This window comes from Limimaricola sp., from assembly GCF_016125575.1.
GTDB lineage: Bacteria > Pseudomonadota > Alphaproteobacteria > Rhodobacterales > Rhodobacteraceae > WGLM01.
The window spans coordinates 240,467-259,647 of the sequence record NZ_WGLM01000005.1; the positions used below are offsets into that span (position 1 = coordinate 240,467).

Annotated in this window: 16 protein-coding genes and 1 tRNA gene; 7 read left to right on the forward strand and 10 right to left on the reverse strand. The window is 64.1% G+C overall.

Annotation, left to right across the window (positions count from 1 at the left end; all coding sequences use genetic code 11):
- Window positions 1–15 precede the first annotated feature (15 nt).
- The 4 genes from trmFO to gyrA form a co-directional block, all read right to left on the reverse strand.
- A complete protein-coding gene (trmFO, locus tag GC146_RS12555) occupies window positions 16–1,371 on the reverse strand; it encodes a methylenetetrahydrofolate--tRNA-(uracil(54)-C(5))-methyltransferase (FADH(2)-oxidizing) TrmFO (RefSeq protein WP_291839044.1) in 1,356 nt (451 codons plus the stop codon).
- 72 nt (window positions 1,372–1,443) lie between these two features.
- A complete protein-coding gene (locus GC146_RS12560) occupies window positions 1,444–2,157 on the reverse strand; it encodes a hypothetical protein (protein ID WP_291839047.1) in 714 nt (237 codons plus the stop codon).
- Between the two features lie 146 nt (window positions 2,158–2,303).
- A complete protein-coding gene (locus GC146_RS12565) occupies window positions 2,304–3,050 on the reverse strand; it encodes a hypothetical protein (protein WP_291839050.1) in 747 nt (248 codons plus the stop codon).
- A 124-nt stretch (window positions 3,051–3,174) separates the two neighbouring features.
- Window positions 3,175–5,907 (reverse strand): DNA gyrase subunit A, encoded by a 2,733-nt coding sequence (gene gyrA / locus GC146_RS12570; RefSeq protein ID WP_291839053.1) that lies wholly within the window; start codon window positions 5,905–5,907, stop codon window positions 3,175–3,177.
- Between the two features lie 198 nt (window positions 5,908–6,105).
- Between gyrA and GC146_RS12575 the strand changes: the two genes are divergently transcribed.
- The 3 genes from GC146_RS12575 (at window position 6,106) to GC146_RS12585 (ending at window position 7,090) form a co-directional block, all read left to right on the forward strand.
- The gene (locus GC146_RS12575) at window positions 6,106–6,387 is read left to right on the forward strand and encodes an usg protein (RefSeq protein WP_291839055.1); all 282 of its coding nucleotides are present in this window, start codon (window positions 6,106–6,108) and stop codon (window positions 6,385–6,387) included.
- Between the two features lie 66 nt (window positions 6,388–6,453).
- Entirely contained in the window at window positions 6,454–6,774 is a 321-nt protein-coding gene (locus GC146_RS12580) for a hypothetical protein (protein ID WP_291839057.1), read from the forward strand.
- 4 nt (window positions 6,775–6,778) lie between these two features.
- On the forward strand, window positions 6,779–7,090 hold the full coding sequence (locus GC146_RS12585) for a hypothetical protein (RefSeq protein ID WP_291839062.1): 312 nt from the start codon (window positions 6,779–6,781) through the stop codon (window positions 7,088–7,090).
- On the opposite strand, the gene GC146_RS12590 is transcribed toward GC146_RS12585, so the two are convergent.
- Window positions 7,087–8,130: an ornithine cyclodeaminase gene (locus GC146_RS12590; protein WP_291839064.1), complete on the reverse strand. Its 1,044-nt coding sequence runs from the start codon at window positions 8,128–8,130 to the stop codon at window positions 7,087–7,089. The genes GC146_RS12585 and GC146_RS12590 overlap by 4 nt on opposite strands.
- Entirely contained in the window at window positions 8,127–9,056 is a 930-nt protein-coding gene (gene rocF, locus GC146_RS12595; protein WP_291839066.1) for an arginase, read from the reverse strand. Before rocF ends, GC146_RS12590 begins: the two co-directional genes overlap by 4 nt.
- Before the next feature lie 86 nt (window positions 9,057–9,142).
- Between rocF and GC146_RS12600 the strand changes: the two genes are divergently transcribed.
- Window positions 9,143–9,574, forward strand: a complete 432-nt coding sequence (locus tag GC146_RS12600) for an Lrp/AsnC family transcriptional regulator (RefSeq protein WP_291839068.1) — start codon at window positions 9,143–9,145, stop codon at window positions 9,572–9,574.
- Here the strand turns inward: GC146_RS12600 and GC146_RS12605 are convergent.
- Both GC146_RS12605 and GC146_RS12610 read right to left on the reverse strand, forming a co-directional pair.
- Window positions 9,571–10,017, reverse strand: a complete 447-nt coding sequence (locus GC146_RS12605; protein WP_291839072.1) for a disulfide bond formation protein B — start codon at window positions 10,015–10,017, stop codon at window positions 9,571–9,573. The two genes, GC146_RS12600 and GC146_RS12605, sit on opposite strands and share 4 nt — an antisense overlap.
- A complete protein-coding gene (locus tag GC146_RS12610; protein ID WP_291839075.1) occupies window positions 10,014–10,592 on the reverse strand; it encodes a YqaA family protein in 579 nt (192 codons plus the stop codon). Before GC146_RS12610 ends, GC146_RS12605 begins: the two co-directional genes overlap by 4 nt.
- A 205-nt stretch (window positions 10,593–10,797) precedes the next feature.
- Here GC146_RS12610 and GC146_RS12615 point away from each other — a divergent pair.
- A tRNA-Leu gene (locus GC146_RS12615) sits at window positions 10,798–10,883 on the forward strand.
- 29 nt (window positions 10,884–10,912) lie between these two features.
- Here GC146_RS12615 and GC146_RS12620 read toward each other — a convergent pair.
- A complete protein-coding gene (locus GC146_RS12620; RefSeq protein WP_291839078.1) occupies window positions 10,913–11,929 on the reverse strand; it encodes a hypothetical protein in 1,017 nt (338 codons plus the stop codon).
- Between the two features lie 386 nt (window positions 11,930–12,315).
- Here GC146_RS12620 and GC146_RS12625 point away from each other — a divergent pair, with 386 nt between their 5' ends.
- Window positions 12,316–14,082, forward strand: coding sequence for a Hint domain-containing protein (locus tag GC146_RS12625; RefSeq protein WP_291839081.1), 1,767 nt, complete (start codon window positions 12,316–12,318; stop codon window positions 14,080–14,082).
- 77 nt (window positions 14,083–14,159) lie between these two features.
- Here GC146_RS12625 and GC146_RS12630 read toward each other — a convergent pair whose 3' ends face one another.
- Complete coding sequence (locus tag GC146_RS12630; protein ID WP_291839084.1) at window positions 14,160–16,568, reverse strand: FAD-dependent oxidoreductase; 2,409 nt, start codon at window positions 16,566–16,568, stop codon at window positions 14,160–14,162.
- 203 nt (window positions 16,569–16,771) lie between these two features.
- Here GC146_RS12630 and GC146_RS12635 point away from each other — a divergent pair, with 203 nt between their 5' ends.
- Window positions 16,772–19,177: an FAD-dependent oxidoreductase gene (locus GC146_RS12635; protein ID WP_291839087.1), complete on the forward strand. Its 2,406-nt coding sequence runs from the start codon at window positions 16,772–16,774 to the stop codon at window positions 19,175–19,177.
- Window positions 19,178–19,181: the final 4 nt, after the last annotated feature.

The following is a 19,181-nucleotide window of genomic DNA, read 5'->3' on the forward strand; positions in this document are numbered from 1 at the left end:
GGCTAGCGCCCCCGATCATGCCGCGTCCAGTGCCTGCGCGCCCAGCCAGTCCTGCCAGTCGGCCTTGGCGCGGTCGGTATACCCCTGGTACCGGTCCTTGCGCCCGCGCCGCCCGCCGCGCACGCCGTCCAAGGGCGGAAACAGCCCGAAATTGACGTTCATCGGCTGAAATGTCTTGGCCTCGGCCCCGCCAGTGATGTGGCTGACCAGCGCACCCATCGCCGTTGTGGCCGGGACCGGCGGAATGGCACGGCCCAGCATCTCGGCCGCGGCCAGCCGGCCGGCGAGCAGGCCCATCGCGGCGGATTCGACATAGCCTTCGACGCCAGTGATCTGCCCGGCAAAGCGGATGTTCGGACGCGACCGAAGCCGCATCTGCCCGTCCAGCAGCGTGGGCGAGTTGATGAAGGTGTTGCGGTGTATCCCGCCCAGACGCGCGAACTCGGCGTTCTCAAGTCCCGGAATCATCCGGAAAACAGCCTTTTGCGCGCCGTACTTCATCTTGGTCTGGAACCCAACAATGTTGAAGAGCGTCCCCAGCGCATTGTCACGGCGCAACTGGACCACGGCATAAGGTTTGTTAGCCGGATTATGCGCGTTGGTCAGGCCGATCGGCTTCATCGGGCCAAAGCGCAAAGTTTCGCGCCCGCGTTCGGCCATCACCTCGATCGGCAGGCAGCCGTCGAAATAGCCCGCCGTTTCGCCCTCGTGAAACTCGGTCTTCTCGGCGGCCAGCAGCGCGTCGATGAAGGCCTCGTATTGGTCCTTCGTCATCGGACAGTTCATGTAGGCGGTGCGTTCGTCCTCGGTCTCGCCCTTGTCATAGCGCGACTGCATCCAGGCCACGTCCATGTTGACGGTCTCGGCATGGACGATTGGGGCGATGGCATCGAAAAAGGCCAGCGCCTCGGCCCCGGTCTCGGCCCGTATCGCCTCGGCCAGCGCGCCAGAGGTCAGCGGGCCGGTGGCGATGATCCACTGGCCCTCGCCAGGCAGTTCGGTGATTTCCTCGTTGGAAACCGAGATGTTGGGGTGCGTTTTTAATGCTTCTGTCACGCTTTGCGCGAAAGGATCACGGTCAACGGCCAGGGCACCGCCCGCGGGCAGGCGGTGGCGTGTGGCCATCTCCATGATCAGCCCGCCCGCCGCGCGCATCTCCCAGTGCAGAAGGCCGACCGCGTTCTGCGTGTCGTCATCCGAGCGGAACGAATTGGAACAGACCATCTCGGCCAGCAGGCCGGTGCGATGGGCGAAGGTGCCGACCTTGGGCCGCATCTCGTGGATGACGACGCGCAGACCGGCCTGTGCGGCCTGCCAAGCGGCCTCGGACCCGGCCATGCCGCCGCCGATGATATGGAGAACCTCAGACATGGCGCCGATGTAGCCGTGGACCCGACGAAATGAAAGGGGGAGCGGCGCTCCCCCGATCTGTTGTCGGTGGCTTCAGAGGCCCGGAATCAGCTGCGAGACGTTACGATTCCGGAACGTGGCACCCCGTGCAGTGCCAAACCGGTAGGTCGCACCAATCCCGTAGAATGTCTCGCCCAGATCGCCGCTCGAGGTATTGAACGAGGCATTGCCGGTTTCCGCGTAAAGCGCAAATCCGCCCCCCAGCTTGACCTGCGCGCCAAGCGACAGGCGCGACGCGCTAAGGTCCATCCCGCTGTCAATCGAATCGTAGCGCGCGGTGATATCGAAACTGTCGTCAATGGCGACCTTGCCGAAAACGCCGTAGACAGTGTACCCGTTAACCGAGGAGGCCGTGGGTTTCGCGTAATAGCCCTCGACGGCCAGCGCACGGTATTCCGTTCCGGCCTCCAGCCCGAAGAAATTGCTGTCCTCGCCGTCAATCGTCTCGTTGCCGAAGAAAAGCCCCGCCGTCGAGGTCTCGCTCAGGTGATAGAGCCCGTGAAAGACATAGCTCGTGCCGTTGAAATCGTATTCGTTGAAATGGGTGCGCGACAGGTCCACCTGCATCCCAAGGTTGCGACTGAAATCAACTTCGGCCGACGTCTGGATCAAGGACGCATTCGCGTCACTCAGGTCGCCCGTAAAGGACGAATAGCCCAAGGTGATTTCGCCGCCGGCAATCTGTTGCGCCTGTAACGGGGTGGTTGCCGCAAAAAGCGCGGCAACAGCAATTGCTGTTCTGATCATGTTCCTGCCTCATGCTCGAATAACGGGGCTTCGCCCTCTGGTGGTAAAAATGTATCAGATATACGTATTTAATCAAACCTGAATGACCCCAATTCGGATTGAGCCATTTCAACTTTTGATTGTGCGCACCCGAGGCGGCATCTGGATCAATCCAGAGTTACCAGGCCCCTGTCGATGAGCTGCGCATATGGATCGGCGTGGCCGAACATCTGGGGGATGGCAGGGGTCAACGGCGTTCGGCCCAGTACCATGCGCAGGCCGACATGGACGTCGCTTTGCGTTGGTGCCGCATCGGGGCCCATGAGGCCGCCGACCGACAGGCCGGCAAAAACATCGACATTGCCCGTCAGGCGATGATGGAGGTCTATGTTCAGGTCCGCAGTTGTGGCGTGAAAGTGGTATTCGTCCCAGGCCGCCAGGGTCAGCGCCGAACTGAGCCAGGTATCGTCGCTGAAAGCATGGCGCAATTCCGCCGTGACATAGACGGTGTCATAGGTGGCGAATGTCGACCCGCCAATGCCACCCGCCAAGCCCAGAACGCTGCGCGGCCCGATGTCCAACAGCCCCTCTGCACCGAAAAGGACGTACCTGTCGGCACGTCCGTCCAGATCTGTCAGACTGAGGAAAAGTCCATATTTCTGGCCGGCTTGCGGGGTCATGTAAATGTGGCCAGCCAAGGTTCCGCGCGACGCGTTGGCTGACCAGAGATAACCGACGTCCAGCTGCAGGCCGTGGTAGGCCGTCAGCGCAACATCGACCGATCCCGTGAAGCTCTGTGACGCCTCGCCGTAGCTCAGGCCAACGTCGGCACCCGCAACCCCGAGGCTGGATTGCGCCAGCGCGGGCGCGGCCGCAAAGGCAAACAGGGCAATGACAAGAGATGAACGGATCATGACGGCCTCTGGCAAGTGAAAATCGCGTGCCCCACACCCGATGCCCGCTGATGCCATGCCAGCGCGTTTAATAAAATATTAATGTTATTAATTGGTTAACTGGTAAACCGAAAGGGGCGGGAGATTACTCTCCCGCCTCGGGGTCAACCGTTTCGGCGATCCATGCCACGCTGGATACTTCTTCACCCGGCGATGTCGCGAAGACGCGAACGCCACCCGCGCTGCGCGAGCGGAAGCTGATGCCATCGACCGGCACACGGATCGACTGGCCAGTGGAGGTGACCAGCATGATCTGGTCGCCGTGCTCCACCGGAAAGGCGCTGACAAGCGGCCCGCCGCGCATCGCACGGTCCATCGCCGCCACGCCCATGCCACCGCGCCCGCGCACCGGGTAGTCGTGGCTGGACGACAGCTTGCCCTGACCCTTGGCGGTGATCGTCAGGATCAGGTTTTCCGCCGCCGACATCTCGGCAAAGCGTTCCAGCGACAGCTGACCGGCCTCGGCCACCTCGTCATCCTCGTCTGCCTCGGCCTCGTCAGGGGCGCCTTCCTGCGCACGGCGCATCTTGAGGTAAGCGGCGCGTTCCTCGGGTGTCGCCTCGAAGTGGCGGATCACGGCCATGCTGACGACATGATCGTCCTTGGCCAGCCTGATCCCGCGCACACCGGTCGAATCGCGGCCCTTGAAGACCCGCACATCGGTGGTGGGAAAGCGGATGGCGCGGCCGGAATCGGTGACAAGCATCACATCGTCATCCTCCGAACAGATCCGGGCATTGACCAGCCGCGTCTCCTCGTCGGGCAGCTTCATGGCAATCTTGCCGTTGCGCATGACATTGGTGAAATCCGACAGCGCGTTGCGCCGCACGTCGCCGGCGCTTGTGGCAAACACGATCTGAAGGGCGTCCCATTCTTCCTCGGGCCGGTCGACAGGCATGATCGCGGCCACGCTGACGCCACCGGGGATCGGCAGGATGTTGACGATGGCCTTGCCCTTGGCGGTACGCCCGCCAAGCGGCAGCCGCCAGCACTTCAGCTTGTAGGCCATCCCGTCGGTGGTGAAGAACAGAAGCTGGGTATGCGTGTTGGCGACGAAGAGGGTGGTGACCACGTCCTCTTCCTTGGTCTGCATCGACGACAGGCCCTTGCCGCCGCGCCGCTGCGCGCGGAACTCGGTCAGCGGCGTGCGCTTGATGTAGCCGCCCGAGGTCACGGTCACCACCATGTCCTCGCGCTCGATCAGGTCCTCGTCTTCCAGATCCCCGGCCCAGTCGACAATCTCGGTGCGGCGCGGCACGGCGAAGGCGTCGCGCACCTCGCGCAGCTCGGTTGCGATGATCTCCATGATCCGTTCGCGGCTGGCGAGGATGGCAAGGTAATCCTTGATCTTGCCGGCAAGGTCCTGAAGCTCGTCGGTCACTTCCTTGACGCCCAGCTGGGTCAGGCGCTGCAGGCGCAGATCAAGGATGGCACGGACTTGAATATCCGACAGGTTGTAGGTGCCGTCGTCGTTGATCGTGTGGGTCGGGTCGTCGATCAGCTTGATGTATTCGGCGATCTCGTGCGCGGGCCAGCGGCGCGCCATCAGCTTTTCGCGCGCATCGGCCGCATCGGCGCTGGCGCGGATCGTGGCGACAACCTCGTCAACGTTGGATACGGCCACGGCCAGACCGCAAAGGACATGACTGCGTTCGCGCGCCTTGCGCAACTCGAACGCCGTGCGCCGGGCCACCACCTCTTCACGGAAGGCGATAAAGGCCGACAGGAACCCGTAAAGCGTTAGTTGTTCCGGCCGTCCGCCGTTCAGCGCCAGCATGTTGCAACCAAAGGAGGTTTGCATCGGCGTGAAACGGAAAAGTTGGTTCAGAACGACCTCGGCGGTCGCGTCACGCTTCAGTTCGACAACCACCCGCACGCCGGAACGGTCGGATTCGTCCTGCACATGCGCGATGCCTTCGATCCGCTTGTCGCGCGCGGCCTCGGCGATGCGGTCGATCATCACCGACTTGTTCACCTGGTAGGGAATCTCGTCGATGACGATGGCCCAGCGGTCCTTGCGCAACTCCTCGACATGGGTTTTCGCACGAATGATGACCGAGCCGCGCCCCTCCAAGTAGGCCTTGCGTGCGCCAGAGCGGCCCAGCATCAGCCCGCCGGTGGGAAAATCGGGGCCGGGGATGTATTCGATCAGGTCTTCGGAGCCCAAGTCGGGATTGGCCATCAGCGCCAGCGTGGCGTCGATCACCTCGCCAAGGTTGTGCGGCGGAATGTTGGTGGCCATGCCAACAGCAATGCCGCCCGCGCCGTTGACCAGCATGTTGGGAAAGCGCGCGGGCAGAACCGTGGGCTCGCGGTCCTTGCCGTCGTAGTTGTCTTGGAAATCGACGGTGTCCTTGTCGATATCGGCCAGCAGCGCCAGCGCGGGCTTGTCCATCCGCACCTCGGTGTAGCGGTAGGCCGCGGCCTTGTCGCCGTCCATCGAGCCGAAGTTGCCCTGACCGTCGAGCAGCACGAGGCTCATCGAGAAATCCTGCGCCATCCGCACCAGCGCGTCGTAGATCGCCGAATCGCCATGCGGGTGGTATTTGCCCATCGTCTCGGCCACCGGGCGCGAGGACTTGCGGTAGGGCTTGTCCGGCGTGTTGCCGGTTTCGTGCATGGCGTAAAGGATGCGCCGGTGCACCGGTTTCAACCCGTCGCGCAGATCGGGGATGGCACGGCTGACGATCACGCTCATCGCGTAATCGAGATACGAGGTTTTCAGCTCATGCTCGATCGAGATGCGAGGCCCGTCGTGCGACGACCGCTCCGGTGCGCTTTCATCATCGTTATCAGGGGGTTGCGGGATGTCGCTCAAGGTGTCCGCCTGTCTGCTGAGAAACGCTAGATATTGTTGCGGGTGTTATAACAGACCCCGCAGATAGGGTGCAATGGACGATGGGCCCTGCCTTTGGCAGCCGAGCAGATTGAGTGATAACAATCTGTTTTTATTGACATTTAATCTGGCTGTGCTGGACTGGCGGTGCTGTCGTCAAGAACAGGAGCAAATCCGGCAATGACCGAGACGGAAATGATGTTGAAAGGCTACGGCCTGACCACGGCGGAAATGTTCTATCACATGCCCGACCACCCGCATGTGATCAACACCTTCGTCTGGCAGGATTACGATCAGGCACCCGACCACGCGCGGCTGTTTCGCTTCATCGAATACTGGCAGGAAAGCATCGAAGGGCCGCTGCATTCGGTTCGCTTCGTGCACCGCAAGATGATCAGCCCGGGCGAATGGCGCAACCTTGTCGGCGAATACTCAATCGAGACCGGGCTGCGTCTTCACTGACAGCATGCTTGCGCATCTTCTGCCCGATACCCATCTTCGCAAGGTAACGAGCATTGGAGGTGCATGATGGCCGAGAAGACCGACAAGACCGAACCGAAGGTCGAAGATCTGCAGGCGCAGATCGAACTTCTGCGCAAGGACGTGGCCGAACTGGGCCGCCTGATGGGCGCAATCGGCGAGGCGCAGGTCAATGGCGTCAAGCAGAGCGTCCGAGACAAGGCCGAACAGGTGCGCGACAAGGTTCGCCACGAGGGCGAGGCCTATGCCCACAAGGCCGAGGCCCAGATCGAGGCCGCGATTGACGCGATGCAACACCAACCGGCGACGACGCTGGCCATCACGGCCGGCCTTGGCTTTCTCGTTGGCCTTCTGATGGGCCGACGCTGACGACATGTTGAAGCTGATCGAAGAACGACTGGGCCGGGGTCTGAAGGTTGCGATGACGTCGGTCTTCGCCGGCCTCGTGTTGCTGGCCGGCTTCGCCTTTCTTGTCGCCGCGGGCTATCAGGTGACCGTGCTTTGGCTTGGCACGCCATGGGCCGCGCTGGCCATCGGCGGGGCCCTGATCGTGCTTGCCCTGCTGATCCTTCTGGCACTGCGCCTCAGCCGCCCAAAACCGCCGGCCGTCACGCCTGCGGCCGTCATCGCCGCCTTCATGGCAGGGGTTCAGGCGGGCAGGGGGATCCCGCCGAAGGCTGACTAGCCTGCGCGCTGCAGCATCCCGTAAAGGTCCCGCGGATCGTCCGGATCGGCCAGCATGTCCAGATCATCATAGAACCGTGTGCCCTTGATGCGGGCATGAACGTAGCGCAGCACGCTGAAATCCTCGATCGCGAAACCTACGCTGTCAAAAAGCGTAACCTGTGCGGCATCGGTCCGCCCCGGCGCGGTGCCCGCCATGACACGCCACAGCTCCGTCACCGGATGATCGGGGTCAAGCTGCTGGATTTCACCCTCGACGCGGGTCTGGGGCGGATACTCAACGAAAATCTCCGAACGCATCAGGATGTCGCGGTGCAGTTCCGTCTTGCCGGGGCAATCGCCGCCCACGGCGTTGATGTGAACGCCTGCGCCAACCATGTTATCGGTCAGGATGGTCTGGTTGCGCTTGTCGGCGGTCACCGTGGTGACGATCTGCGCGCCCTCGATTGCCTGTTCGGGCGAGGTACAGCTGACCACGCGCAGGCCCGTCCCGGCGAGGTTGGCCGCGCATTTCGCGGTTGCGGTCGGGTCGATGTCATAAAGCCGCACGGTGTCGATGCCGCAGACCGCCTGGAAGGCAAGACACTGAAACTCGGACTGCGCGCCGTTGCCGATCACGGCCATTGTCCGCGCGCCTTTCGGCGCAAGGTGGCTGGCCGCAAGCGCCGACATCGCCGCTGTGCGCAGCGCGGTCAGCATGGTCATCTCGGTCAGTAGAATGGGATAGCCCGTCGCGACATCTGCCAGCAGGCCGAAGGCGGTGACAGTCTGCAGCCCCTCTTTCATGTTCTTGGGGTGGCCGTTGACGTATTTGAAGCCGTAATGCGCCTTGTCGGCCGTCGGCATCAGCTCGATCACGCCCACGTCGGAATGGCTCGCCACGCGTGGGGTCTTGTCGAATTCTTCCCAGCGCAGGAAATCGGCCTCGATCGCTGCGGCAAGGTCGCGCAGCACCTGTGCCAGACCGATATGGCGCACCAGCCCCATCATGTTCTGCACCGAAACGAAGGGAACCAGCGCAAGGCGCGAGGGCGGTGTCATGCGAAGCTCCGTGTCGGGCGGTCGAAGATGCGCCGTCCCAGCAACGAGGCTGCCAGGTCGACCATCACCGACGCGGTGCGCCCACGATCGTCAAGGAAGGGGTTCAACTCGACAAGGTCGAGCGAGCAGACAAGACCGTAATCGCAGAGCATCTCCATCACGAGATGCGCCTCGCGCATGGTGGCGCCACCGGGGACGGTGGTCCCTACGGCGGGGGCAACCGAAGGGTCTAGGAAATCGACATCAAGCGAGACGTGAAGCAGGCCATCGGCCGCCTCGACCTTTTCAAGGAAGGCCTCAAGCGGTGCGCGGATGCCCTGTTCGTCGATCATCCGCATGTCCACGCGCACGACATCGGATTCCTCCAGCGCAATCCGTTCCGGCCCGTCAACCGATCGCAGGCCAATCATGCAGACGTGGTCCTGCGGCACGACGGCGGGCAGGGGCGGAAACGCCTCGAACCCATCACGTCCCGTCAGATAGCCCACCGGTGTGCCGTGCAGGTTGCCACTATCTGACGTCAGCGGCGTGTGAAAATCGCTATGCGCATCCAGCCACAGTACGAAAAGCGGCTTGCCCAGCCGTTCGGCGTGGGCAGCCATTCCGGCGACCGAGCCCAAAGAGAGTGCATGATCGCCGCCCATGAAAATTGGCATGCCGTGGGCCGCGGCCTCTTGCGCCGCACGCATCAGCGCGCGCGTCCAGCCGACGTTCTGGTCCAGTTCCCAGACCAGCGGGTTGGACGAAGGCGCGACGGTGACTGCGTCAGGGGCGATGTTGCCCATGTCGGTGACGGGGTGGCCGAGAGCCGAGATCGCCTCGGCCAGTCCGGCGGTGCGGTAGGCGTCGGGGCCCATCAGGCAGCCGCGGCGGCGCTTGCCGCAGTCAACCGGGGAACCGATCAGGATGATGTTCTGTTGTGTCATGGCGTCGTTATCTTTCCGTTTTGAGGATGGTGAAAGCGGGTATTTCGTGCAAAAAGGGTCGTCATTGCCCGAAAAGGACAGCCCATATGGACGAACTGGATCAACGTCTGCTGGCAGCGCTGAAGCGTGACGGGCGCGCCACGCTGTCAGAGCTCGCGGCCGATCTGGACGTGACACGAACAACGGTGCGCGCGCGCATGGCGCGGCTGGTTGATGGCGGCGAGATTGCGGGGTTCACCGTGATGACCCGCGCCGACGTCGCGGCCAGCCCGGTGCGCGGGTTGATGATGTTGGGCATCGAGGGGCGCGGCACCGAGAAGATCATGTCGCGTCTGGCGGGCCTGCCGCAGGTGACGGCGGTGCATTCCACCAATGGCAGTTGGGACCTGATCGTCGAGATCGGCACGCAGACGCTGGAACAGCTGGACGAGGTGCTATTCGCCGTGCGCCGGATCGAAGGGGTGACGCGGAGCGAGACGAACCTGCTGTTGTCCACCCGCCGCGCCGCCCGGCGCTAGCGGCGCCGTGCCGCGGCAATCCAGACAGCAAACAAGATCAGCGAAAAGATCACGTTCCAGTTCGCCATCGAAATGCCGAAGATCTGCCAGCTGATCTGGTCGCACATGATCAGCCGGGGCGCGTCGGTTGACAAAAGGTCGCCTGACAGGCCCACACCGCCCCCGGTGCAGGACGAAGGACCGGCCCAAAGATGCCGCTCCACCCCCGAATGGTAGACACCGATGGCGGCGGTGGTCAGCGCGGCCAGCGCGCCCGGCCATGCCAGCCAGCGCCAGCCCAGCACCAGCGCCAGCGCGCCGATCACAATGGCCGCGGCATGGGGCCAGCGCTGCAGCAGGCACAACTCGCACGGGGCATATCCCGCAAGCTGGAACGCGAAGGCCCCCAATAGCAGGGCGGCCGATCCGGCCGCGGCGATCAGAACAAGTTGGCGATGTGTCATATCTTCGTTGCCACCCAGAATCCGCCAACCAGCAGGATGCAGAAGGCGATGAAGACCGGCCCCAGCCGCCGTTCGATGAAATCTCGGATCGGCGCACCGAACCGCCACAGAAGGGCCGCCACCACGAAGAACCGCAACCCCCGCGCGATGATCGACGAGATCACGAAGATCGGCAACGACAGGTGGGTCGCCCCCGAGGCGATCGTCACGATCTTGAAGGGAAACGGCGTGACGCCGGCAATCAGCACCGCCCAGGCACCGTAATCGTTGAACTTTTGTGCGAACGACGCAAAGGCCGGGCCCTTGCCATAGAATTCAACAATCGGGCGGCCCACAGTCTCGAACAGGGCCGCTCCGATGTAATAGCCCAGAAGCCCGCCCAGAACTGAGGCCAACGTGCAGATACCGGCGATCAGAAAGGCGCGCTTTGGCCGGGCCAGAATCAGCGGGATCATCAGCACATCGGGTGGAATCGGAAAAACCGAGCTTTCCACGAAGGCGATCACCGCCAGCGCCCACAAGGCATGGGGGCTTTGCGCCAGCGACAGGGTCCAGTCATAGGTGCGGCGCAACATCGAGGGCCTCGGGAGATGAAATCCGTGTCGTTAGGCCACGCCCCGCGCGTGCGGTCAACCATGGCTTGGGCCGGCAGACCCGTGCCGCGCCGACATCACGACGGATTGACCTGGTGATCTTGTGACGCCAATCCGTGCATCGAGCCTGCTGACAGCCGTTGACGCCGACCGGCCAGCCGGGCTAAGCCGCGTTTTGCCCGAGAGGGCCGGTGTGGCGGAACGGTAGACGCAGCGGATTCAAAATCCGCCGATGGCAACATCGTGAGAGTTCGAGTCTCTCCACCGGCACCACTTTCGCGCGACCCCAGGAAATGGCCCCATCAGGCCTTGGCGGGTGGCGCGATCGTGGCGGCGAACTTTGCGCCCATCGCCTCGAAAAGAGGGATCAGCGGCCGCGTCAGCGGGTCGAAATCCGCGCACCACTTGCCCGTTTCGCACAGCCGCATGCCCAGACGCGGCGTGACACCCACATCGTCGCGGCCCAGCACTTTGGACATCGGCAGCCAGCCGCGCGCCTTCACCTCGTTAAGGATCAGCAGAATTCGCTGCACCGCGTGGAAGGTCGTGAACAAGGCAAGGTAGGACATGTAGGCATCGGTGCCGTTACCTTCGGTTCGCGCTTGCTCGGCCCGGATCAATGCAAACATCACCTGCGGCGCGACAGGCCAGATCTCGTCCGCCACCAGCCAGGCAAGGTCTTCGGCGCCGTGGCGCAGCGCGGCATATTCGAAATCGAACCAGCGCATGCGGCCGTCGGCCCCGGTGGCCGCATTGCCCGCGCGACAATCCCACTTGATGAAGCGCGTTCGCGGGTCGGCTAGGCGCCGTGCCACGGCGTCCCGGTCAAGCGCCGGCGCGGGCATGGGCAGGCGGGCGGCAAGCCGCGACGGCCCGCCGATGACCTTGTCCATCCATGACGACGCAACGCCGAGACGCGGCAGCCTTTGCAAAAGATCGGTGCGGCTGGCCGCGGCCTGATAGGCGAAGATGGCCTCGACCGCCTCGCGCGCCAGCCGCTCCTGCACATCAGGCGGGGCTTTCTGGATGCTGACGCTGAGGCGCTGGGTGCCGACATCGGACTGAAACAGCAACGGGCCGTCCCGGCCAAGGAACCGTGGCACATGATCGCAAAGCGGCGCCAGTTGTTCCAGCACCAACGCCTCGTTGGCGTTACGGCTCTGGTCTGGCCGATTGGTCACGATGATGGTGTCCTGACCGAAATAGACGCGCAGACTGGCGCGCCCACGACCACCCGGCGCAGTGATCTTTGTTACTTTGCGGTTGAAGAATGCCTCGATCCGGCCGACCAGTTCCTCGGTCGAGATGTCGTCGGTCACGCCTTGCTCCTTCTGCTCGCGGGCCTTCCCCGAGGTTAAGCTTCTGCCCCGTTCCTGCCCTAGGAAGGCCACAATCACCTCCACACGCCAACGTGATTCGAATCAAGTTTCTGGAAAAACCGCGTCTGGTCGTTGCCGATTCGCACACAATGGTCCCTGACGCCCAAAGTTGTCTCTTTTTTCCGAACGAAACCTAGCCCTTTGTTCATCCGTTTCGGTTTCTGATTTGAAACCAAGCCCTCTCAGATTACAAAGATTCCCGGGGGATAGTCTGCGTTCGATCTGTCTTTGACACGAACGACGGCATTGGCCCTGACCCATTGGTCAGGGAACGATCCCGTTTGTTTTTTTGGCCGGTCGGGCTCTTTGAAGAAGGTGGCGGAATTATGGCAGGTGGAACCAAGGGAACCACGACGGGAACGTCAGGGACGACAACGGGCACCACGACCGGGACCACCGGATCGTCGACCGGAACCAGCGGGTCGTTCCTGCACGAGCTTTACGAGACGATCACCGGCGGCACGTCGGGGTCGTCCAGTGGTACGGCCGGCACCACCTCGGGCGGGACCACCGGAATGACCTCGGGCGGGACCACCGGTTCCAGCACTGGAACCACTGGCTCGACCAGCGGGACCTCGGGTTCGACCACGGGTACAACCGGCTCCACCTCCGGAACCTCGGGTTCGACAAGCGGGACGTCGGGTTCCACCTCGGGCACCACCGGCTCGACCAGCGGCACAACCGGTTCCAGCTCCGGCACATCCGGCTCGACAGGCGGCACGTCAGGCTCCACCTCCGGCACCACAGGTCGGACGGGCGGCACGACCGGTGGTACGGGCGGCGGCACCACAGGTGGTACGGGCGGCGGAACGGGCGGCGCGGGTGACGGCACGGTCGATGGCACAAGCGGCGACGACACGATGCTGCCCGGCTATGTCGATGCGCAGGGCGACACGATCGACGGCGCCGATGGCAACAACGACATCATCTACGGCTATGACGGCAACGACTCGATCGAGGCCGGGCAGGGCAATGACGTTGTCTATGGCGGCGAAGGCAATGACACGATCGATGGCGGGCTTGGCAGCGACACCGTCTTTGGCGGGGCCGGGAACGATACCTTCATCCTCAGCCCGAACGGTTCCAGCACGGGCGGCACCGGTGGTGCGACAGGCGGCACAAGTGGTTCCGGCGGCGGTACAAGTGGCAGCTCCTCCGGCACGAGCGGCAGCTTTTGCGGCCCTGGCGGGACGACCGGCGGCACCGGCGGGTCAAGCACTGGCACCGGCGGCGGTACGGGGGGTGGTACGGGCGGCGGCGCCGCTTATGCCGACGTGCTTTACGGTGGCGACGGGTCTGACACCTTCATCGGAGGCGCGGCCAACGATGTGATCTATGGCGGCGAAGGCTCGCCCGACAACGACCCGCAGCAGGATCAGGACGTTCTGAACCTCACCGGCACCAACGTCGATCATATCGTTTACACCCCGGGCACCAATAACGAGGATGGCGTCGTCCATTTCCAGGACGGCTCGACCATGGAATTCCATGAGATCGAGAACGTCATCCCCTGCTTCACCCCCGGCACGCTGATCGCGACGCCGAAGGGCGAACGGCGGGTCGAGGACCTGCAGGTCGGCGACCGGGTGATCACCCGCGACAACGGTTTTCAGGAAATCGCCTGGGTCGGCCGCAAGGAAATGTCGCAAAGCGCACTTCTGCAGGCCGCGCATCTGCGCCCGATCCTGATCCGGGCCGGCGCGCTGGGCAATGGCCTGCCGGAACGCGACATGCTGGTCTCGCCCAACCACCGGCTGCTGATCGCCTCGGATCGTGCACAGCTTTACTTCGAAGAGCGCGAAGTGCTTGTCGCGGCCAAACACCTGGCCGGGCGGCCGGGCATCATGGCGGTGGACATGCCCTCGACGACCTATATCCACTTCATGTGCGAACGGCACGAGGTGGTGCTGTCAGACGGTTCGTGGACGGAAAGCTTCCAGCCGGGCGACTACTCGCTCAAGGGCATCGCCGGCGAATCGCGGGCTGAAATCTTTGAACTCTTCCCCGACCTGAAGTCGAAGGACGGGATCGAGAACTACCAATCGGCCCGCAAGTCGCTGAAAAAGCACGAGGCGCGGCTGTTGATGCGCTAAACCGCGCGGTAGATGAAAGAATAGCGGGGCGTCCGGGCAAACCGGGCGCCCCGTTTCGTTTCGGCCCTCTGGGCGGCTTAGCCGCGCATCCGTTCCCCGTCTGGATCGAAAAGCGGGGTCGAGATAGCCCGCGCCTTGCGCCGCGACCCAAGGATCTCGATCTCGATCTCCAGATCGTCGCTGGCCTTGTCGCGGGGGACCAGCGCATAGGCAATCGACTTGCCCGCATGGTGCGAATAGCCGCCCGAGGTGCAGAACCCCACCACCGCATCGTCGATAAAGACCGGCTCATATGCGGTCACGTCGGCGCCATCGGCGTCAACTTCGAACGTCATCAGCTTGCGGGCAGGGGGGCTGGCGCGCTCGGCCTCGGCCGCGGCGCGGCCCACGAAATCGGTGTTCTTCTTCCAGCTGATGAAGCGGTCCATCCCTGTCTCGGCCGCCGTGTAATCGGGCGAGAACTCGCGCATCCATGAGCCAAAGAACCGATCCAGCCGGAGCGACATCATCGCCCGCATCCCGAAGGGTTTCATGCCCAGCGGTTCGCCCGCGGCCCAAAGTGTTTGCCACAACTGGCGCTGATCCATCGGGTCGCAATAGATCTCGAAGCCCAGATCGCCGGTATAGCTGACGCGCTGGATGATGCAGTTGACCTGTCCCACGACCATGCGCCGCACGTCGAGGAACCTCATCGTGCCCACGTCGTCACGCGTGCAGGCCGCCAGCACCTCGCGTGCCTTCGGACCCGCGATCTGGAACCCGGTGCGCCGGTCAGAGATATTCTCGACCCGCACGCCGTCCTCGGCGTTCATGGCGAACCACCGGCCGTGAATCGCCTGCGCGCCGTAGCTGGCGGTCAGCTGGAACTCGGTCTCCGACAGGCAGGAGACGGTGAAGTCGCCCCAGAGACGGCCCTTGGGCGACAGCATCGGGGTGAGGCTCAGCCGGCCCGGCTGCGGGATTCGCCCCGCCATGATCCGGTCAAGCCAGGCGCGCGCCTTGGGCCCGGTCACCAGGAACTTGCCGAAGTTCTGCACCTCGTTGATGCCGACGCCCGCGCGCACGGCCTTCACCTCGCGCGCCGTGGCCTCCCAGGCGTTGGACCGGCGGAAAGAGGGCGTCTCGTAGCGCGGCTCGTTCCCTTCGGCGAAGTAGTTGACCACTTCAAGGCCAAACTGCTGGCCCCAGACCGCGCCCATGCCGTCGAAGATGTCGTACATCGGCGTGGTGCGGTGCGGCCGGGCGGCCGGCTTTTCCTCGTTCGGATAGGCGATGGAGAACCGCGTCTGGTAGTTCTCGATGACCTTCGGCCTTGTATAGCCGGGGGTGATCCAGCTGCCGAAGCGCGCCACGTCTAGGCCGGTCACGTCGCGCTCGGCCTCGCCCTCGATCATCCATTGCGCCAGCGTCAGACCGACGCCACCGCCCTGCGAAAAGCCCGCCATCACGCCACAGGCCGACCAGTAGTTGCGCATGCCCGGCACCGGGCCGACCAGCGGGTTGCCGTCGGGCGCAAAGGTGAAGGGGCCGTGGATCACGGTCTTGACGCCGGCCGTTTCCAGCACAGGGAAGCGGCGATAGGCGAAGGCGATGGAATCGTCGATCTTGTCGAAATCGTCGGGCAGCAATTCATGCCCGAACTCCCACGGCGTGCCGTCCACCGCCCAGGGCCGGCACTTCTTCTCATAGAACCCGATGCACAGGCCGCGCCCTTCTTGCCGGAGATAGCTTTCGCCGGCGGGGTCCATGACGTGGGGGTGTTCGCGGCCAAGGTTGTAGATTTCGGGAATGTCGTCGGTGACGATGTACTGGTGCTCCATCGGGTGCAGCGGGAAATAGACGCCCGCCATCGCGCCCACCTCGCGCGCCCAGAGGCCGCCGGCGTTGACGATGTGTTCGGCATGGATAGTGCCCTTTTCGGTCACCACGTCCCAGGTGCCGTCGGGGCGCTGGTTGGTCTCGACCACCTTGCAATGCGTCTCGATGATGGCACCTGCCATGCGGGCGGCCTTGGCATAGGCATGCGTCGTGCCCGAGGGGTCGAGGTGGCCATCGAGCGGGTCGTAAAGGCCGCCGACGATACCGTCGAGGTTCACGATCGGGGCCATCTTCGCAATTTCTTCGGGCCCGACGATCTGCGTCTCCAGCCCCATGTAGCGGTGCTTGGCCCGCTCGGCGATGAACATGTCCAGCCGGTCCTTGTTGTCGGCCAGCGTGATGCCGCCCACATGGTGCAACCCGCAGGACATGCCGGTGATCGCCTCCAGCTCCTTGTAAAGGCGAATCGTATAGCCCTGCAGCGCGGCCATGTTGGTATCGCCGTTGAGCGTGTGAAAGCCGCCCGCGGCGTGCCAGGTGGACCCGCTGGTCAGCTCCTTGCGCTCGATCAGCATGACGTCGGACCAGCCCAGCTTGGTCAGGTGGTAAAGCACGGAACAGCCGACGACGCCGCCGCCGATGACCGCAACGCGGGTGGTGGTTTTCATGGGGAACCCCTTCAGTCAGATCTGCCGCCAAATTGGCCTCGCGCGCGGGGCGCGGGTTGTCCGGATACGACATCGGGTGTCGGTCGGACGATGCGGCCCGATCCTGACGACAATGTTGGCGACTGACCAGATCATGTCGCATTCCGGCGATGCGCGGCCCGCGTGCTGCGGCATGGTCGGCCCATCGGGCAGGGGAGAATGCAATGCGCGAACGGGCACAGGCCGTGGTGATCGGCGGCGGCGTGATCGGCTGTTCGATCCTTTATCACCTGGCCAAGGCGGGCTGGACCGACGTGGTTCTGCTGGAACGGTCGGAGCTGACCAGCGGGTCGACGTGGCACGCGGCGGCCAACATCCACGGGCTGCATGACAGCACCAATATCAGCCGCATACAGCACTACACGATGTCCCTCTACAAGGAACTGGAGGCCGAGACGGGGCAGGGCTGCGGCGTGTTTCAGCCCGGCAGTCTCTACCTCGCCCAGACCGAGGCGCGCGAGCACCAGTTGCGCCTTCAGGCCGCCAAGGCCCGGTTCTACAAGATGAATTTCCACGAGGTCAGCCGTGACGAGGCGGAACGGCTGCACCCGCTGGTCAATTTCGACGGCATCCGCTGCATCATGTATGAACCCGATGGCGGCAACGTGGACCCCTCCGGCGTGACCAACGCCTATGCCGCCGGCGCCCGGGCGCGGGGGGCCGAAATCCACCGTTTCACCCCCGTGACGGCGACGATTCCTCAGCCCGACGGCACCTGGATCGTGCGGACCGACAAGGGCGACATTCACACCGACTGGGTGGTCAATGCCGCGGGCCTCTGGGGGCGCGAGGTGGCGGCACTGGCGGGCATCACGCTGCCCCTGATGCCGACAGAGCACCAGTATTTCGTGACCGAAACCATCCCCGAGATCGCCGCGATGGGCCGCCGCCTTCCGTCTGTCGCCGACCGCGACGGCGAGTATTACTTGCGGCAAGAGGGGCAGGGCCTGCTGGTCGGCGCCTACGAGAAGAAGCTGAAGTTCTGGGCCGAGGATGGCACGCCCCCCGGCTTCGGCCACGAGCTTTTCGCCGATGACCTCGACCGGATCGAGGACAACATGCTGCGCGCCATCGACAGGGTGCCGGCGGTGGGCACGGCGGGCATCAAGCGGGTGATCAACGGCCCGATGATCTGGTCGCCCGACGCCAACGTCCTTTACGGGCCGCACCCGGACCTGAAGAACTATTTCTGCTGTAACGGCATCATCCCCGGCTTTTCCCAGTCGGGCGGCATGGGCCTGATGGCGGCGCAATGGATCACCACGGGCGAATCGCAATACGACATGTTCGCCTGGGACGTGGCCCGTTTCGGCGCATGGGCCGACAAGGCGTTCACCAAGGCCCGCGTGGCCGACCAGTATGCCAACCGCTTCAAGATCCATTTCCCGAACGAGGAGCGCGAGGCGGGCCGCCCGGTGCGCACCCGCCCGGCCCATGCGATGCAGACCGGGCTGGGAGCGATCTTTGGCCTGAACTACGGCTGGGAACACCCGCTTTATTTCGATGCCGCGACACCCGACAGCGCCGGTTTCACCCGCCAGCCCTGGTGGGACAGCGTTGGTCGCGAGGCGCGGATGCTGCGCGACGCGGTTGGCGTGATCGACATCTCGAACTTCGCCAAATATCGCTGCGCGGGGCCAGGGGCCGAGGACTGGCTGAACGCGGTCTTTGCCAACCGGATGCCGCGCGCGGTGGGCCGGTCCTGCCTGACGCCGCTGATCGGCGTGCGTGGCGGTATCGCAGGCGATTTCACGGTGACACGGACCGGCGTGGAAGAGTTCCATGTCATCGGTTCGGGCATGGCCGAACGCTATCACCAGCGGTTCTGGGCCATGGTGCCCTTGCCCGAGGGGACGACATGGGAGAGCCGGACGGAGGCGCTGTGCGGCTTCAACGTGGCGGGGCCAAAGGCGCGCGACGTGTTGCAGCGGCTGACCAACGCCTCGCTCGCCACCGCCGATTTCCCCTTCATGCGCTCCGCCTCGATCGAGATTGCAGGCGTGCTGGTGCTGGCCTTGCGCGTCTCTTTCACCGGTGACCTGGGGTGGGAGTTGCATTGCGCCGCCGCTGACCAGGTCCGGCTTTACACCGCGCTTCTCGACGCGGCGCGCGAGGCGGGCGGCGGGCCGGTCGGCAGCCGTGCGCTGATGTCGCTGCGGGTGGAAAAGGGCTATGGCAGCTGGGGGCGCGAATACAGCCCCGAATACTGGCCGCAAGAGGTGGAGCTGGACAGGCTGATCAAGCTGGAAAAGGATTTTCTCAACAAGGACGCCTATTTGCGCGTCAAGGATAATGCACCGCGTGAAGTGCTGAGGCTGATCCACGTCACCGAGGTGACCGTGGCTGATGCCAGCGGGGGCGAACCGATCTTCCTGCCGGACGGCACGCCGGTCGGCCGGGTGACCAGCGGCACCTATGGCTATCACGTGGGCCAAAGCCTGGCGTTGGGATATCTCAAGGGGATCGAGCCCGGCGCGGCGGTGGACGTGATGATCCTTGGCCGCCCGCACCGGGGCGTTGTTCTGGACGCACCGCCGTTCGACCCGGACGGTGTGCGGCTTCGCGCCTGATTTC

Bases quoted from the DNA above. Each gene is read 5' to 3' on its own strand.
- trmFO (WP_291839044.1), bottom strand. From the start codon at position 1,371: ATGTCTGAGGTTCTCCATATCATCGGCGGCGGCATGGCCGGGTCCGAG.
- GC146_RS12560 (WP_291839047.1), bottom strand. From the start codon at position 2,157: ATGATCAGAACAGCAATTGCTGTTGCCGCGCTTTTTGCGGCAACCACC.
- GC146_RS12565 (WP_291839050.1), bottom strand. From the start codon at position 3,050: ATGATCCGTTCATCTCTTGTCATTGCCCTGTTTGCCTTTGCGGCCGCG.
- GC146_RS12575 (WP_291839055.1), top strand. From the start codon at position 6,106: ATGACCGAGACGGAAATGATGTTGAAAGGCTACGGCCTGACCACGGCG.
- GC146_RS12580 (WP_291839057.1), top strand. From the start codon at position 6,454: ATGGCCGAGAAGACCGACAAGACCGAACCGAAGGTCGAAGATCTGCAG.
- GC146_RS12585 (WP_291839062.1), top strand. From the start codon at position 6,779: ATGTTGAAGCTGATCGAAGAACGACTGGGCCGGGGTCTGAAGGTTGCG.
- GC146_RS12590 (WP_291839064.1), bottom strand. From the start codon at position 8,130: ATGACACCGCCCTCGCGCCTTGCGCTGGTTCCCTTCGTTTCGGTGCAG.
- rocF (WP_291839066.1), bottom strand. From the start codon at position 9,056: ATGACACAACAGAACATCATCCTGATCGGTTCCCCGGTTGACTGCGGC.
- GC146_RS12600 (WP_291839068.1), top strand. From the start codon at position 9,143: ATGGACGAACTGGATCAACGTCTGCTGGCAGCGCTGAAGCGTGACGGG.
- GC146_RS12605 (WP_291839072.1), bottom strand. From the start codon at position 10,017: ATGACACATCGCCAACTTGTTCTGATCGCCGCGGCCGGATCGGCCGCC.
- GC146_RS12610 (WP_291839075.1), bottom strand. From the start codon at position 10,592: ATGTTGCGCCGCACCTATGACTGGACCCTGTCGCTGGCGCAAAGCCCC.
- GC146_RS12625 (WP_291839081.1), top strand. From the start codon at position 12,316: ATGGCAGGTGGAACCAAGGGAACCACGACGGGAACGTCAGGGACGACA.
- GC146_RS12630 (WP_291839084.1), bottom strand. From the start codon at position 16,568: ATGAAAACCACCACCCGCGTTGCGGTCATCGGCGGCGGCGTCGTCGGC.
- GC146_RS12635 (WP_291839087.1), top strand. From the start codon at position 16,772: ATGCGCGAACGGGCACAGGCCGTGGTGATCGGCGGCGGCGTGATCGGC.